The organism is Pseudomonas sp. C7.1 (assembly GCF_056312395.1).
The window spans coordinates 476,600-490,951 of the sequence record NZ_JBWDTL010000003.1 but is presented as its reverse complement, the minus strand read 5'-3'; the positions used below and the strand labels follow the sequence as shown (position 1 = coordinate 490,951).

General features: G+C 61.1%; 15 protein-coding genes and 2 pseudogenes. 10 read left to right on the top strand and 7 right to left on the bottom strand.

Translation table 11 applies throughout. The features are described 5' to 3' along the window. The first annotated feature begins 36 nt into the window (after positions 1 to 36). From livH to tsaA, 7 genes are all read left to right on the top strand, one after another. The gene (gene livH, locus AC0T4W_RS05575) at positions 37 to 960 is read left to right on the top strand and encodes a high-affinity branched-chain amino acid ABC transporter permease LivH (protein ID WP_397494422.1); all 924 of its coding nucleotides are present in this window, start codon (positions 37 to 39) and stop codon (positions 958 to 960) included. Continuing rightward, positions 957 to 2,225, top strand: coding sequence for a high-affinity branched-chain amino acid ABC transporter permease LivM (locus tag AC0T4W_RS05570; protein WP_476317180.1), 1,269 nt, complete (start codon positions 957 to 959; stop codon positions 2,223 to 2,225). The genes livH and AC0T4W_RS05570 overlap by 4 nt, the downstream gene beginning before the upstream one ends. Continuing rightward, positions 2,222 to 2,989 (top strand): high-affinity branched-chain amino acid ABC transporter ATP-binding protein LivG, encoded by a 768-nt coding sequence (gene livG, locus AC0T4W_RS05565; RefSeq protein ID WP_476317177.1) that lies wholly within the window; start codon positions 2,222 to 2,224, stop codon positions 2,987 to 2,989. Before AC0T4W_RS05570 ends, livG begins: the two co-directional genes overlap by 4 nt. Beyond that, on the top strand, positions 2,989 to 3,690 hold the full coding sequence (locus AC0T4W_RS05560; RefSeq protein WP_476317174.1) for an ABC transporter ATP-binding protein: 702 nt from the start codon (positions 2,989 to 2,991) through the stop codon (positions 3,688 to 3,690). Before livG ends, AC0T4W_RS05560 begins: the two co-directional genes overlap by 1 nt. A gap of 189 nt (positions 3,691 to 3,879) precedes the next feature. Next, positions 3,880 to 4,590 (top strand): rRNA pseudouridine synthase, encoded by a 711-nt coding sequence (locus AC0T4W_RS05555; protein ID WP_476317171.1) that lies wholly within the window; start codon positions 3,880 to 3,882, stop codon positions 4,588 to 4,590. Positions 4,591 to 4,638: 48 nt separating this feature from the next. Next, positions 4,639 to 5,100 (top strand): YehS family protein, encoded by a 462-nt coding sequence (locus AC0T4W_RS05550; protein WP_476317168.1) that lies wholly within the window; start codon positions 4,639 to 4,641, stop codon positions 5,098 to 5,100. A 156-nt stretch (positions 5,101 to 5,256) separates the two neighbouring features. Next, positions 5,257 to 5,952 carry a tRNA (N6-threonylcarbamoyladenosine(37)-N6)-methyltransferase TrmO gene (tsaA, locus tag AC0T4W_RS05545; protein ID WP_476323482.1) on the top strand — a complete coding sequence of 232 codons (696 nt, stop codon included), beginning with the start codon at positions 5,257 to 5,259 and terminating at the stop codon, positions 5,950 to 5,952. Positions 5,953 to 6,184: 232 nt separating this feature from the next. On the opposite strand, the pseudogene AC0T4W_RS05540 reads toward tsaA, so the two are convergent. Beyond that, a pseudogene (locus AC0T4W_RS05540) lies at positions 6,185 to 6,275 on the bottom strand (hypothetical protein); the annotation flags it as partial. Between the two features lie 33 nt (positions 6,276 to 6,308). Continuing rightward, positions 6,309 to 7,088: a ferredoxin-NADP reductase gene (gene fpr / locus AC0T4W_RS05535; RefSeq protein WP_476317165.1), complete on the bottom strand. Its 780-nt coding sequence runs from the start codon at positions 7,086 to 7,088 to the stop codon at positions 6,309 to 6,311. Positions 7,089 to 7,210: 122 nt separating this feature from the next. Here fpr and AC0T4W_RS05530 point away from each other — a divergent pair, with 122 nt between their 5' ends. Beyond that, on the top strand, positions 7,211 to 8,137 hold the full coding sequence (locus tag AC0T4W_RS05530; RefSeq protein WP_476317162.1) for a LysR family transcriptional regulator: 927 nt from the start codon (positions 7,211 to 7,213) through the stop codon (positions 8,135 to 8,137). Between the two features lie 10 nt (positions 8,138 to 8,147). Here the strand turns inward: AC0T4W_RS05530 and AC0T4W_RS05525 are convergent, their stop codons facing one another. Both AC0T4W_RS05525 and erdR read right to left on the bottom strand, forming a co-directional pair. Next, positions 8,148 to 8,519 carry a diacylglycerol kinase gene (locus AC0T4W_RS05525; protein ID WP_304866092.1) on the bottom strand — a complete coding sequence of 124 codons (372 nt, stop codon included), beginning with the start codon at positions 8,517 to 8,519 and terminating at the stop codon, positions 8,148 to 8,150. Between the two features lie 53 nt (positions 8,520 to 8,572). After that, positions 8,573 to 9,223, bottom strand: a complete 651-nt coding sequence (gene erdR / locus AC0T4W_RS05520) for a response regulator transcription factor ErdR (protein ID WP_476317158.1) — start codon at positions 9,221 to 9,223, stop codon at positions 8,573 to 8,575. A gap of 199 nt (positions 9,224 to 9,422) precedes the next feature. On the opposite strand from erdR, the gene AC0T4W_RS05515 reads away from it, so the two are divergent. Further along, positions 9,423 to 10,307, top strand: coding sequence for a DMT family transporter (locus AC0T4W_RS05515; RefSeq protein WP_476317155.1), 885 nt, complete (start codon positions 9,423 to 9,425; stop codon positions 10,305 to 10,307). Between the two features lie 28 nt (positions 10,308 to 10,335). On the opposite strand, the gene AC0T4W_RS05510 is transcribed toward AC0T4W_RS05515, so the two are convergent. Further along, a complete protein-coding gene (locus tag AC0T4W_RS05510; protein ID WP_476317152.1) occupies positions 10,336 to 11,046 on the bottom strand; it encodes a tRNA-uridine aminocarboxypropyltransferase in 711 nt (236 codons plus the stop codon). A 217-nt stretch (positions 11,047 to 11,263) separates the two neighbouring features. Here AC0T4W_RS05510 and AC0T4W_RS05505 point away from each other — a divergent pair. Then, positions 11,264 to 11,663, top strand: a pseudogene (locus tag AC0T4W_RS05505) (quorum-sensing-regulated virulence factor family protein). A gap of 3 nt (positions 11,664 to 11,666) precedes the next feature. Here the strand turns inward: AC0T4W_RS05505 and AC0T4W_RS05500 are convergent. Together AC0T4W_RS05500 and AC0T4W_RS05495 are read right to left on the bottom strand one after the other, a co-directional pair. Continuing rightward, positions 11,667 to 11,867 carry a hypothetical protein gene (locus AC0T4W_RS05500; RefSeq protein WP_476317149.1) on the bottom strand — a complete coding sequence of 67 codons (201 nt, stop codon included), beginning with the start codon at positions 11,865 to 11,867 and terminating at the stop codon, positions 11,667 to 11,669. A 35-nt stretch (positions 11,868 to 11,902) separates the two neighbouring features. After that, positions 11,903 to 14,305 carry a phosphoketolase family protein gene (locus tag AC0T4W_RS05495; protein ID WP_476317146.1) on the bottom strand — a complete coding sequence of 801 codons (2,403 nt, stop codon included), beginning with the start codon at positions 14,303 to 14,305 and terminating at the stop codon, positions 11,903 to 11,905. Positions 14,306 to 14,352: the final 47 nt, after the last annotated feature.

Below are 14,352 nucleotides of genomic sequence, written 5' to 3'. Positions count from 1 at the left end.
AAGCGCTGCCTTGCGTGACAACCCAGGAGTTAGGCAATGCCTGATCTTTATCACTACCTGCAACAGCTGGTTAACGGCCTGACCGTTGGCAGCACCTATGCCTTGATTGCCATCGGTTACACCATGGTTTACGGCATTATCGGCATGATCAACTTCGCCCATGGCGAGGTTTACATGATTGGCTCCTACGTAGCCTTCATTGTGGTCGCCGGCCTGGCCATGTATGGCCTGGACAGTTTACCCATCGTGATGATTGCGGCTTTTGCTGCCAGCATCATTGTCGCCAGTGCCTATGGTTACAGCATCGAACGGGTCGCCTACCGCCCTCTGCGTGGCGGCAACCGTCTGATCCCGCTGATTTCCGCCATCGGCATGTCGATCTTCCTGCAAAACCAGGTGCTCCTGGCGCAAGACTCCAAAGACAAATCGATTCCCAACCTGCTACCGGGCAACTTCGTCTTCGGTGAAAGCACCATGAATGGCGTGGTGATTTCCTATATGCAGGTGCTGATTTTCGTCGTCACCTTCTTTGTCATGGTCGGGCTGACGCTGTTTATCTCTCGTTCACGCCTGGGCCGCGCCTGCCGCGCCTGTGCCGAAGACCTGAAGATGGCCAACCTGCTAGGCATCAACACCAACAACATCATTGCCCTGACCTTCGTGATCGGTGCCTCGCTGGCAGCCGTAGCGGCCGTACTGCTGGGCATGCAATACGGTGTGATCAACCCGCACCTGGGCTTCCTCGCCGGGATCAAGGCCTTCACCGCAGCGGTACTTGGCGGTATCGGCAGTATCCCCGGCGCAGTGCTCGGTGGGCTACTGTTAGGCGTGGCCGAAGCCTTTGGCGCCGATATCTTCGGCGACCAGTACAAGGACGTGGTGGCCTTCAGCCTGTTGGTACTGGTGTTGCTGTTCCGCCCAACCGGTATTCTCGGCCGCCCGGAGGTTGAAAAAGTATGAGTACCTCCATTACCAAAAACCTCAAGACCGCGATCTTCAGCGCCCTGCTGGTGCTGGCCGTGGCCTACCCGGTTATCGGCCTGAAGCTCTCCACGGTCGGCATCAAGCTCGAAGTGCAAGGCGCCAGCCCGGCTGTGCTGTGGACCATCTTCGGCTGCTCGATTGCCATGTTCTTCTGGCAACTGTTCCGCAACCACCTAAGCGCTGCCTGGAGCCACGCGCCCAAGCTGCCCAGCATGCCGGGCAAAGCCAGCGAGTTCCTAACCCTGCCCTCGACCCAACGCTGGATCGTTCTTGGTCTGATCGTCGTCGCCCTGGCTTGGCCGTTCTTCGGTTCGCGCGGAGCGGTGGATATCGCCACGCTGATCCTGATCTACGTGATGCTCGGCCTCGGCCTGAACATCGTGGTCGGTCTGGCCGGCCTGCTCGACCTCGGCTACGTGGCCTTCTACGCCGTAGGTGCCTACAGCTACGCACTGCTGTCGTTCTACTTCGGCCTGAGCTTCTGGATCTGCCTACCGATTGCTGGCCTGATGGCGGCGTTCTTCGGCTTTATCCTGGGCTTCCCGGTGCTGCGTTTGCGCGGCGACTACCTGGCCATCGTCACCCTGGGTTTTGGCGAGATCATCCGCATCCTGCTGAACAACATGACCTGGCTAACCGGTGGCCCCAACGGCATCGGTTCGATCCCCAAGCCAACGCTGTTCGGCCTGTCGTTCGACCGCAAGGCCGCCGAAGGCATGCAGACCTTCCACGAATACTTCGGGGTGGCTTACAACTCGATCAACAAGGTGATCTTCCTTTACCTGATCGCCCTGCTGCTGGTGCTGTTGACCCTGTTCGTGATCAACCGCCTGCTGCGCATGCCAATCGGCCGCGCCTGGGAAGCCCTGCGTGAAGACGAAATCGCCTGCCGCGCCCTGGGCATGAACCCAACCGCAATCAAGCTTTCGGCCTTTACCATCGGCGCCTGCTTCGCCGGGTTTGCTGGCAGCTTCTTTGCCGCGCGCCAAGGCCTGGTCAGCCCGCAGTCGTTCACCTTTATCGAATCGGCGATCATCCTCGCCATCGTCGTACTGGGCGGCATGGGCTCGCAGCTCGGCATTATCCTCGCGGCCATCGTGATGATCCTGCTGCCGGAGCTGGCGCGTGAATTCAACGAATACCGCATGCTGATGTTCGGCGCGCTGATGGTATTGATGATGATCTGGCGTCCGCAGGGCCTGCTGCCCATGCAACGTCCGCACCTGGAGCTGAAGCAATGAGCCGCCCGATTCTGGAAGTAAGCGGCCTGTCCATGCGCTTTGGCGGTCTGCTGGCCGTCAACGGGGTGAACCTGCAGGTCGCGGAAAAACAGGTTGTGTCGATGATCGGCCCGAACGGCGCCGGCAAGACCACCGTATTCAACTGCCTGACCGGCTTCTACCAGCCCACCAGCGGCAGTATCCGCCTCAATGGCGAGCAGATCGAAGGCCTGCCCGGCCACAAGATCGCCCGCAAAGGCGTGGTGCGCACGTTCCAGAACGTGCGCCTGTTCAAGGACATGACGGCGGTGGAAAACCTGCTGGTCGCTCAGCACCGCCACCTCAACACCAGCTACCTGGCAGGTCTGCTGAAAACCCCGGCGTTTCGCAAGAGCGAGCGCGAAGCCATGGAGTTCGCCGCGTATTGGCTGGACCAGGTCAACCTGACCGAATTTGCCAACCGCACGGCCGGCACCCTGGCCTACGGTCAGCAACGTCGCCTGGAAATCGCCCGCTGCATGATGACCCGTCCGAGCATCCTGATGCTCGACGAGCCAGCTGCCGGCCTCAACCCGCGCGAGACCGACGACCTCAAGGCACTGATCCGCGTGCTACGCGACGAGCACAATGTCACCGTGCTGCTGATCGAGCACGACATGAAGCTGGTTATGAGTATTTCCGACCATATTTACGTGATCAACCAGGGCACGCCCCTGGCGGACGGCACGCCGGAGCAGATCCGCGAAAACCCGGACGTGATCAAAGCCTACTTGGGGGAAGCGTGATGCTGTATTTCGAGAACGTTTCCACCTTCTACGGCAAGATCCAGGCGCTGCATGACGTCAACGTTGAAGTCCGTCAGGGTGAAATCGTCACCCTGATCGGTGCCAACGGTGCCGGCAAGTCGACCCTGCTGATGACCCTCTGCGGCTCGCCCCAAGCGAGCAGCGGCAGCATCCGCTACCAGGGTGAAGAGCTGATCGGCCAGGACACCCCGGACATTATGCGCAAGAGCATTGCCGTGGTACCGGAAGGCCGCCGGGTGTTCTCCCGCCTGACCGTGGAAGAAAACCTGGTGATGGGCGGCTTCTTCGGCAGCAAGGCCGACAACCAGGAGCAAATGGACAAGGTGCTGCACCTGTTCCCGCGCCTGAAGGAACGCTTTGCCCAACGCGCCGGCACCATGTCCGGTGGTGAACAGCAGATGCTCGCCATCGGCCGTGCACTGATGAGCAAGCCCAAGCTGCTGCTGCTCGATGAGCCGTCCCTGGGCCTGGCACCGATCATCATCCAGCAGATCTTCGACATCATCGAACAGCTGCGCAAGGACGGAGTGACGGTGTTCCTGGTCGAGCAGAACGCCAACCAGGCGCTCAAGCTGGCCGACCGTGGCTATGTGCTGGAGAACGGTCGGATCGTTATGCAGGGCAGCGGGCACGACCTGCTAAACGATCCGAAGGTGCGCGACGCCTATCTAGGCGGCTAGCCGTTTCTCTGTAGGAGCCAGCTTGCTGGCGATACTTTCAGTTTGCTGATCGCCAGCAAGCTGGCTCCTACAAGAACGAAACAACAGCGCTTCGCCGAGCTTTTTTATCAACACCGCTCGCCCGATGTTCCGCGCACGGGCGCCCAGGCCAGTTACAATGGCCGCCCTTTTTTGCCGATGACCGCTTTTATGACCGACCCCATTCGCCTCTCCAAACGCCTGATCGAAGTGACCGGCTGTTCGCGCCGCGAGGCCGAACTCTATATCGAAGGCGGCTGGGTCACGGTGGATGGCGTGGTGGTGGAAGAGCCGCAGTTCAAGGTCGCCGAACAACGCGTGGAACTGCTGCCCAATGCCGTGCTGGCGCCGGTCGAGCCGGTCACCCTGCTGCTCAATGTGCCCAACGGTCACAACCCGGAACGTGCAGTGGAAGGCATCAGCTCGGCCAGCCACTGGGCGGAAGACGGTTCCGGCATTCGTCCGCTGAAAGGCCATTTCGCCCGCCTAATCAGTTGTGCACCCCTGCAAGCCGGCGCCGATGGCCTGCATGTACTGACTCAGGACTGGCGCATCGAGCGCAAGCTCAAGGAAGACCTGAGCAAACTGGAACAGGAATATGTGGTCGAAGTTGTCGGCACCTTGAGCGCCAGTCAGCTCAAGCGCCTGGCTCATGGTCTGACCTTTAACGGTGTAGCCCTCGCGCCCTGCAAGGTCAGCTGGCAGAACGAAACCCGCCTACGCTTCGCCTTGAAAAACCCACTGCCCGGGCAGATCGTGTTTATGTGCAACAGCGTCGACCTCAAGGTGCTGGGCATGAAGCGCCTGCGCATCGGCGGCGTGCCGATGGCCAAGGTCCCGGCGGGCCAGTGGCGCTATCTGGCAGGCAAAGAACGCTTCTAATTTTTCAGCTGATGCGTCTTGCGTATCAGCCCATTTCAGGACCACCCCATGCTTAACAACGACGTACTGCGCAGCCTGCGCTACACCCTCGACATCAGCGACGCGCAGATGATCGACATCATCAAGCTCAGCGGCAAGCAGGTTGCCCCAGACGACCTCGCGGCCATGCTCAAGAAGGAAGACGAAGAAGGCTTTACGCCCTGCGACGACGAGCTGATGGCGCATTTTCTCGATGGCCTGGTGTACTTCAAGCGTGGCAAGGATGACAGCCGTCCGGCCCAGCCATTCGAACTGCCAGTCACCAACAACATGGTGTTGAAGAAACTGCGCGTGGCCTTCGAACTGAAAGAAGACGACATGCATACAATCATGAATAGCGTCGACTGCCCGGTTTCCAAGCCGGAAATGAGCGCGTTGTTCCGCAAGTTCGGCCACAGCAACTACCGCACCTGCGGCGATCAGTTTCTGCGCAACTTCCTCAAGGGCCTGACTCTGCGCGTTCGCGGCTGAGTCAGCGCGTAAGTTGGGCCTGGGCCTGGGCGTAGGTTGGGTTGAGGAGCGCAGCGACGAAGCCCAACGTCGAAGTACAGATTCCTCCGCCACGGTTTGGCTCCGGGGCGCTTCCCGAGCAAGATGACCCAGTTTATCGCCCAGGACGAGGCCGCCATGCCCTACTCCGTTTCGCCCATCGGCTTTGTCCGCTCCTGCTTCAAGGAGAAGTTCGCCATTCCCCGTCAGCCGCAGCTCGCACCTGCGGCCCGTGGCGTATTGGAACTGATCGCACCCTTCGATAGCGGCGATGCCGTGCAGGGGCTGGAGCAGGTCAGCCATGTCTGGTTGCTGTTTCTGTTTCACCAGGCGCTGGAAGACAAACCACGCCTGAAGGTGCGCCCGCCGCGCCTGGGCGGCAATCAATCGGTCGGCGTGTTCAGCACGCGCGCCACGCACCGCCCCAATGGCATCGGCCAGTCAGTGGTCAAGCTGGACAAGGTCGAAGCCGGCAAGCTGTGGCTGTCCGGTATCGACCTGCTCGACGGCACCCCGGTGCTGGATATCAAGCCCTACGTGCCCTATGCCGACAGCGTTGCCACTGCCTATAACCGCATTGCCAACAGTGCACCGGCACTGATCGAAGTGACCTGGCAAAGCACAGCTCTGAGCCAGGCCCATGAGCATGCACAACGTCTAGCTGAACCGCTGGTCGAGCTGATTGAGCAATGCCTGGCCCAGGATCCACGCCCCGCCTACCAGCAACCCAGCCCTGAACGCCGCTACGGCGCGTGCTTCTGGGATGTTGATGTGCATTGGCACTACCCGCAGCCCGGCAGCATCTGCGTGCTGGAAGTCGTGCCGGCCGGTTGACCTGGTTGCGGGCTGTTGCATGCTGACAACGCCACCGGGCCAAGCAAAAAGACGGTAATGCGCGCGCAGCGCCCATTGGGTCGCAAAGCTGTTCACTTAAGCCCTAGGTGGCAGCGGTCATCCCCTCGCCCCTCCGGGGAGAGGGTTAGGGAGAGGGGAGCGAAACGCATGCGGCCCATGGCCGCGACCGCTTTTTCGCGGGCATGGCCCGCTCCTACAATCGCTGCATCCCTTAGATCGCGCCACGCTCACGCAGCAGCGCCAACACCGTCTTGACGCCTTTCAAAAGACAGCGACTGCGTATCGATCACTAGATCGGCATTGCGCCGATTGGCGGGCCTCTGCTTACTGCAGGCTTACTTCTCGACGAAGGCGCGTTCGATCAGGTAATCACCCGGCTCACGCATGCGCGGGGAAATCTGCAGGCCAAACTCGTTGAGCACTTCGCTGGTTTCATCAAGCATGCTCGGGCTGCCGCAGATCATCGCGCGGTCGTCCTGCGGGTTGATTGGCGGCAGGCCGATATCCCGGAACAGCTTGCCACTGCGCATCAGATCAGTCAGACGACCCTGGTTCTCGAACGGCTCACGAGTCACCGTCGGGTAGTAGATCAGCTTGTCCTTCAGCGCATCGCCGAAGAATTCATTCTGCGGCAGGTGCTCGGTGATGAACTCGCGGTAAGCCACTTCGTTCACATAGCGCACGCCGTGAACCAGAATCACCTTCTCGAAACGCTCATAGGTTTCCGGGTCCTGAATCACGCTCATAAACGGCGCCAGCCCAGTGCCGGTGCTAAGCAGATACAGGTGCTTGCCGGGCTTGAGATCATCGAGCACCAGAGTGCCGGTGGGCTTCTTGCTGATGATGATCTCGTCGCCTTCCTTGAGGTGCTGCAACTGCGAGGTCAGCGGGCCATCCGGCACCTTGATGCTGAAGAACTCCAAGTGCTCTTCCCAGTTCGGGCTGGCGATCGAGTAGGCGCGCATCAGCGGGCGGCCGGTCTCCTGCTGCAGGCCGATCATCACGAACTGACCATTCTCGAAACGCAGGCCCGGATCACGGGTGCACTTGAAGCTGAACAGCGTGTCGTTCCAATGGTGAACGCTAAGAATGCGCTCGGCGTTAAGATTGCTCATGCTCGGAGCTCCGCAGAAGGTAATGTCGCCAGCGCACCTGGGCGCAATTGCACAGCATTGTAATGAGCAGCAGAATATCTGTTAACTTGATTATCAAGATATAGGTTATCGGTTATATAGATATGCGATTTACCCTCAGACAACTGCAAGTCTTCGTCGCCGTGGCCCAGCATGAAAGCGTGTCACGCGCCGCCGATTCCCTGGCTTTGTCGCAATCGGCCACCAGCACCTCGCTCAGCGAACTGGAGCGCCAATCCGACTGCCAGCTGTTCGACCGCGCCGGTAAACGCCTGTGCCTTAACGCACTCGGCCTGCAACTGTTGCCACAAGCGGTAGCGCTGCTCGAGCAGGCCAAGGAAATCGAACGCCTGCTGGGCGGCAAGAGCGGTTACGGCTCACTGAATGTCGGCGCAACGCTCACCGTCGGTAACTACCTGGCCACCCTGCTGATCGGCAGCTTCATGCAGCGCCACCCGGAATGCCGGGTCAAGTTGCAGGTGCACAACACCGCCTACGTGGTGCAGCAGATTGCTCACTACGAACTGGACATGGGCATGATCGAAGGCGACTGCCAACACCCGGATATCGAGGTGCAGCCCTGGGTTGAGGATGAGCTGGTGGTGTTCTGCGCGCCGCAGCATGCCCTGGCGCAGCGCGGCGAAGCGAGCCTGGAGGAGCTGACGCGCGAGGCGTGGATTCTGCGTGAGCAAGGCTCTGGCACCCGCCTGACCTTCGACCAGGCCATGCGTCACCACCCCAGTAGCCTGAATATCCGCCTGGAGCTGGAGCACACCGAGGCGATCAAACGCGCGGTGGAATCAGGCCTGGGCATTGGCTGCATTTCCCGCCTGGCGCTGCGCGATGCGTTTCGCCGCGGCAGCCTGGTGGCGGTGGAAACGCCGCAGCTGGATCTGCGCCGGCAGTTCTACTTTATCTGGCACAAACAGAAGTACCAGACCGCCGCCATGCGTGAATTTATCGAACTGTGCCGCGCCCTGACCGCCGGCGTAACGCGCAGCGATCAGATTGTCCTGCCGACTATCGCCTGATAACTACGGATTAGCCCAGCAGGATAATCGCCCACACCAGGGCAATCAGGCTGAGGGCGGTGAACTGAGCGGCGCTGCCCATATCCTTGGCATTCTTCGACAGCGGGTGCAGCTCCAGCGAGATGCGATCAATGGCCGCCTCCACCGCCGAGTTGAGCAGCTCGACGATCAAGGCGAGCAGACACACCGCAACCATCAAGGCGCGCTCGACGCGGCTGACATCCAGGTAGAACGCCAAAGGCACCAGGATCAGATTGATCAACAGCAGCTGACGAAAAGCGGCTTCACCGGTAAAGGCTGCGCGCAGGCCTGCAAACGAATAACCGGTGGCATTGAGAATACGTTTAAAGCCGGTCTGGCCTTTGAATGGCGACATCATCACAACCATATTCGAGAAAGCCCGGCAGGCTACGCCAAGCCCGGGAGAAAAGCACTTCAGTTAGACGCAATAGATTCCAGCTGCTGCAACAGCAACGCCGCCTGCGTACGGGTGCGCACCCCAAGCTTGCGGAAAATTGCCGTGACATGGGCCTTTACCGTGGCCTCGGAAACGCTCAGCTCATAAGCAATCTGCTTGTTCAGCAGACCGTCGCAGACCATGGTCAGCACGCGGAACTGCTGCGGCGTCAGGCTGGCCAAACCCGCGCTGGCGGCCTTGGCTTCAGCCGACAGGGCAATCGCTTCCTGGCTCTGCTGCGGCCACCAGACCTCGCCATCAAGCACCAGACGCACCGCTTGCTGAATGGTTTCCAGCGGGCTGGATTTGGGGATAAAACCGCTGGCGCCGAACTCCCGCGAACGCGCGACAATGGACGGCTCTTCCTGGGCAGAAATCATCACCACCGGTATATGCGGGTATTGCCCACGCAGCAGCACCAGGCCAGAGAAGCCATAAGCGCCGGGCATATTGAGGTCAAGCAGCACCAGATCCCAATCGGTCTTCTGCGCCAGGCAGGCTTCCAGCTCAGCAATACTGGCCGCTTCGACCAGCCGCACATCCGGCCCCAGCCCCAGGGCCAACGCCTGCTGCAAGGCACTGCGAAACAGCGGGTGGTCATCAGCAATAAGGATTTCAAAAGCGGCCATGGTGAATCCTGTTTTTGTTATGTGGATACCCGCTAGGGGTAATGTCCAGGGCACGGTGAACAGTGCGTGCAGGCCGCAGGGTTGCCGCGCAACCAGGCCTGAAAACGCCGAAAAGCGACCAAGCATGCCCAGCACTTACAGGGTGGTCAAGCATCACGCTTTGCGGCACAGTTCGCAGCTTTGCCGACGAGAGCCTGAAATGCGAAGCCACGCCCTGCGCGCCGACCTGTTGATGCTGCTGACCGCGATGATCTGGGGTTCGGCATTTGTCGCCCAGCGTCTGGGTATGGACTCCATCGGTCCATTCCTCTACAGCGGCCTGCGCTTTGCCCTAGCGGCGCTGATTCTGCTGCCGGTCCTGCGCTTGCTGGAAGGCCGCAGCAGTGCGACAGTCGCGCCATTGAACCGCCAACTGTTGCGTGGCGGCGTGTTGATGGGCCTGGCGCTGGCTTTGGGAATCAACCTGCAGCAGGTTGGCCTGCTGTTTACCAGCGTGACCAACTCCGGCTTTATCACCGGGTTGTATGTGATCATCGTGCCGCTGCTGGGGCTGTTTATCGGTCATAAAACCGGTCTGGGCATCTGGCTGGGAGCAAGCCTGGCGGTGGTCGGCATGTTCCTGCTCAGCGTCGGCCAGGGCTTTACCGTAGCCTCCGGCGATTGGCTGCAACTGGCCGGCGCCTTTGTCTGGGGCGTGCATGTGCTGCTGGTGGGCTTCTTTGCCGGCCGCCATGACCCACTGCGCCTGGCCCTGGTGCAATTTATCACCTGCGCGGTGATCAGCCTGCTGCTGGCAGTGATCTTCGAGGAAGTCCAGCTGCAAGCGATTATCGCCGCCGGGCCGGCGATTCTCTACGGCGGCCTCTTTGGCGTCGCCATCGGTTTTACCTTGCAGGTGGTGGCGCAGAAAGACGCCATCGCCTCCCACGCCGCCATCATCCTCTCGCTGGAGGCAGTATTCGCCGCCATCGCCGGGGCCTGGCTGCTCGGTGAATCGCTGGAGCTGCGCGGCTACTTCGGCTGCGCACTGATGTTTGCCGGCATGCTATTGGCGCAGTTGTGGCCGAAGAAACTGGCCAACTAGCAGGCCGCTGAAAACTACCTGCTAACCGCTAAAGAAACTGGCGCAGGCGGTCGTGCAGTGGATCATCCAGCGGCACCGTGCGCGGTGCCTTGGCGGCCAGGTAGTGCTGGCTGAAGACATCCAGATAGGCATTCAAGCCATCGGCCGCGCGCTGGTCACCGGCCAGTTCCAGGCACAGAGCAGCCACTTCGGCGGTGCAGAAATGGTCGTCGCGCTTGGAGCGGCGCAGTTTGTAGCGTGACAGCTGCTCAGCCTGCAAGCTGAGCACCGGCAGGCTGTCGAGGTAGGGGCTTTTGCGAAACATCTTGCGCGCCTCGCTCCAGGTGGCATCCAGCAGCACAAACAACGGCCGCTTGCCCGGCGCCGGCTGCACCTCGCTGACCACTCGCTCGGCGGCGACATATTCGCCCGGAAACACCAGATAAGGCTGCCACTGCGGATCACGCAGCAACGCCGGCAACTCAGCATCCACTGCAACCCGTGACCAGCCGAATGCCGAGGTATCGGCCAGCACATCGGCAATCAGCCAACCGGTGTTGCTCGGCTTGAGCGCTTCGACATCATGCATCAGCAGACACACCGCAGACGTTGCGGCAATACGCGGGCGCCAGGCGCACAGGCAATGGGTCATCACCAGGCGGCAATCATCACAACGCACCGAGCGGCTGCCACGGGCAAGAAAAGGTTTGGCACTGCGGGCAATCCGCGCGGCCCGCAAACGCGCGACAGCGTGGCTCATCAGGTGTGCACCTGACAGAAGAAAAAGAACGGCATGGGTCATCCAGGGGTCAGCAAGCGCGGCAGTCTAACAAAGCGCGCGGCTGCTTATTCAACCGTGCGTCTTACGCCGCCTGCCGTGGCAACTGCGTAAGTGCCTGCAGGCGAGTAAGATAGACGCCACTGAACCTCTGGCCGGCCTTGTCGGTCAGAGGAGCGAATAACCCTTGGAGAACCCCATGCTGCGTCTGACCAGCCTGACCCTGGCCTTGAGCCTGCCCCTGTTTGCCCATGGCGCCACCCTGAAAGACTTTGAATTGAGCAAGACCCTAGAAAAAGTCGCGCGCGAAAGCAGCGTAGGCACGCCACGGGCGATCAACGAAGACATTCTTGATCAGGGCTATACCGTTGATGGCAGCGAGCTGGTCAACCATCTCAGCGTGCGCAGCGAGCATGCAGCAAAGATGCGCGGCAACCCGGATGTGGTGCGCGCACAACTGGCCAACAGCGTGTGCCGTAATGCAGGTTATCGCCAGTTACTGGTCCGACGGTGCAGCGCTGCGCTACGAATTCAGCGAATACAAGAGCAACCGCCCGGTGACCACCGAGCGGTTCAGCAAAGCGGATTGCGGCCTGTAAGCCTCAACCGCTACCCTGCTGCGCGCGCCGCTGCTCATCATCGGCGCGCAAATCCGCCAATAAGGCGTGCATATAACGCGAACGTCGTACTGCACCCTCAAGCCGCTGCAAACACTCCTCTTCCAGGCTTACCTGGTTATTGCGCGCGACCTGCTGCAGCAGGCGGTATAAATCCATATCAAGATCCAAGGTCAACTTAGGCATACCTGCCCCTCCTTTCCCGCTACATCTTCCGCTTGCTAACGTAGACAGCGCGGCTCTCCTCGCCCTTGCACGGCAGCTTGCTCCTCGGCACTGAGCAAATCGCCAAGTGGCTTCTCCAGTAATGTGGCGGCTGCCTCCAGCACATGCGCCCAACTCGCCTGATTGGCGAACAGCATGCCGGCTTCATCCAGGGTGCCACCCCGGTTTCGATAGCCCAACACGCGGCTGTGTCGAGCGTCACCAAGCAGCTGCCACAGATGCCCACGGGCAACTTCCGGACGCATATGGGTGAGCAGCACACGCTTTGTGCTGGCAGCCGGGAATAACCGCTCAACCCGCTCGGCATCGACAATCACCGCCTGTTCCCAGGTATCGCGGGCTGCGCGAAAACGTCCCGGCTCTTGTAAGTAAACCAGACGCCAGGCACATCCGGCCGCGCCCAGACGAACGGCCGCGCGCTGCATTTGCGCCAACTGATAGCTGCCAGTGGCGATCAGCAGCAGGGGCTGCTCTCCAGGCTGCTCAGCCAGCACAATGGCGCCATCCTGCGCCAGCTGCTCGGCCTGCTCACGGGTGAATACGCAAGGCCGCTCGCGCTTGGCAATCACCATGCAAGCGATCTGGCCGCGCGACTGGTAGATACCTGGCAGCAGCGCCAATAGCGAGTTGTGATCGGCCGGAAACAGCACCCGGACCATATCGCCCATCTCACCGAGCAAAGCCTCGCAGAAGGTGGTGTCCTGGTGCGATTGTTGATTCTTGCCGTTCTCCCAGGTGTGCGACGTGGCCACCAACGGCCAGCCGAGCCAACCTGCTGGGCGCCCCGCCTCTTTCTGCTGCCGGGCAAAGATGATGCGCTGGCGCACCGCGCCGAGCATCTTCACGCAGAAGGCCTCGTAGCTCGCCACCAGATTCAGGCCACCCTGGTTGGCCAGGCAGGCGGACACCACCGCCTCTTCGTTGAGCGCAGTGATGATGGCGCCATCCAGTGCTTCCAGTTCGCTCTCCGGCGCGGTCACCCGGTGCTTGAGCGCCTTGAGCACGCCGCCCAGGCGATTGCTGGCCAACTCATCGGGGTTACCGACGCGCGGACGCAACTGTGGATTGGCCTGCACCAGATCGACAAAGAAACGATCCAGCGCCAGCATCGGCGAGCAGGCGCCGTCCTGGTAATGCAGCTCGGGCAGTTTTGGCAGCGCGGGATGACGCTGCGCCAGCGGGTTATCGCGCTCCAGCGCGCGGGAACCTCGATTCGCAAACAGCGCGCAGGCGGCACTCAGCTCATCCGGCGCGACCCAGAGCTGCGCCGCATGCTGATTGAACAGTTCGCGGGCAGCCCCATCGGTATGCGGGTTGGCTGGCAATGGCAGGTTATGCGCCGCATTGCTGCCTGCGCCATAAAAGCCAAAGCCCTTGAGCGTTTCGGCAATGCCATAAGGCATCGGCAGCGGGTAACTCAGCACACCATCGCGCAGCTCCTGCACACGGCGGCCCAGGCGCTGCTCCATGTCCCACAGAGCGCAGACAAAAGCGGCCGGGTCACGACCATCAAAACTCACAGGATCAAAACCGCAATGGCGCAGGTGCTCGCGAAAGTTCTCCAGCCCGGCGGGCGTCGCCAGCTCGGTGCGTTGCTCTATGCGCCGGCCGTTGGCAATCATCAGCGGCAAGGCCACGCCACAGTCTTCGGCACGCCACCAGCGCGGCATCCAGTCACTGCCGCGTTGCTCCTCGGCCGCACCATCGGAGAGGAACGCCACCAGCTTCTCGCCAGGTAACGGTAGATGGGCATATTGCAGCTCGGCAAACCCCAGATAACCGCCCTCAGCAATACCCCCAGCGGTGTGCGGGTTGACGTGACTGCCCAACGGCGCGCAGACCTGGCCGGCCGCGTTCTGCACATAGCTGTAGAAGTCGGCCACCAACTGGCTCATCCCGACCTCATCACAGGGGTAGCGCTCGGCCTGCTCCGGATGCTGATTGGCCGTCAGCAGGTTGAGCGCCTCAATGGCCGCCACACAGTGGCCCTGCCCCATCAGCCAGCCACGGGTTTCCCCGGTCAGATTATTCAGCGCCAGGTAGCCGGCGTAGGCCGGTACCATGTTCAGCGCACCGCCGGTGTGCCCTTCGGGCGAGACTTTGAAGTCCTCTGCGGCCAACGCCACACCATCAAGGCGCACGCGCTGGGCATAAGTCATATGCACCACCAGCCACAGTCCCGCAGCGGTCAGCCGATCCAGCGCGTAAAAGTGCCGGTAAACGCTGGACAGATCCGCCTGCACGCCAGCTTGCACCAGTTGGTGAGCCAGGCGGTAGACCGCCGCGCAGGTCTGCGGACTATGCTGCAAAGGACCATAACCGCGCTGCCAGGCAGCGAAGGTCGGCTCAAGGCGCGCGTGCTCGGCCAACTCGCTGGCGCTGGGAAATAGCTGGGTCATATGCGGCTCCGATAGTTTGAGACAGCTTAGAGCGCGCGAGACAGGCA

Excerpts from the sequence above, each read along its gene's own strand:
- AC0T4W_RS05500 (WP_476317149.1), bottom strand. The coding sequence starts at position 11,867 with ATGCCTAAGTTGACCTTGGATCTTGATATGGATTTATACCGCCTGCTG.
- livG (WP_476317177.1), top strand. The coding sequence starts at position 2,222 with ATGAGCCGCCCGATTCTGGAAGTAAGCGGCCTGTCCATGCGCTTTGGC.
- AC0T4W_RS05555 (WP_476317171.1), top strand. The coding sequence starts at position 3,880 with ATGACCGACCCCATTCGCCTCTCCAAACGCCTGATCGAAGTGACCGGC.
- fpr (WP_476317165.1), bottom strand. The coding sequence starts at position 7,088 with ATGAGCAATCTTAACGCCGAGCGCATTCTTAGCGTTCACCATTGGAAC.
- AC0T4W_RS05570 (WP_476317180.1), top strand. The coding sequence starts at position 957 with ATGAGTACCTCCATTACCAAAAACCTCAAGACCGCGATCTTCAGCGCC.
- AC0T4W_RS05495 (WP_476317146.1), bottom strand. The coding sequence starts at position 14,305 with ATGACCCAGCTATTTCCCAGCGCCAGCGAGTTGGCCGAGCACGCGCGC.
- AC0T4W_RS05550 (WP_476317168.1), top strand. The coding sequence starts at position 4,639 with ATGCTTAACAACGACGTACTGCGCAGCCTGCGCTACACCCTCGACATC.
- erdR (WP_476317158.1), bottom strand. The coding sequence starts at position 9,223 with ATGGCCGCTTTTGAAATCCTTATTGCTGATGACCACCCGCTGTTTCGC.
- tsaA (WP_476323482.1), top strand. The coding sequence starts at position 5,257 with ATGCCCTACTCCGTTTCGCCCATCGGCTTTGTCCGCTCCTGCTTCAAG.
- livH (WP_397494422.1), top strand. The coding sequence starts at position 37 with ATGCCTGATCTTTATCACTACCTGCAACAGCTGGTTAACGGCCTGACC.
- AC0T4W_RS05530 (WP_476317162.1), top strand. The coding sequence starts at position 7,211 with ATGCGATTTACCCTCAGACAACTGCAAGTCTTCGTCGCCGTGGCCCAG.
- AC0T4W_RS05510 (WP_476317152.1), bottom strand. The coding sequence starts at position 11,046 with ATGAGCCACGCTGTCGCGCGTTTGCGGGCCGCGCGGATTGCCCGCAGT.
- AC0T4W_RS05560 (WP_476317174.1), top strand. The coding sequence starts at position 2,989 with ATGCTGTATTTCGAGAACGTTTCCACCTTCTACGGCAAGATCCAGGCG.
- AC0T4W_RS05515 (WP_476317155.1), top strand. The coding sequence starts at position 9,423 with ATGCGAAGCCACGCCCTGCGCGCCGACCTGTTGATGCTGCTGACCGCG.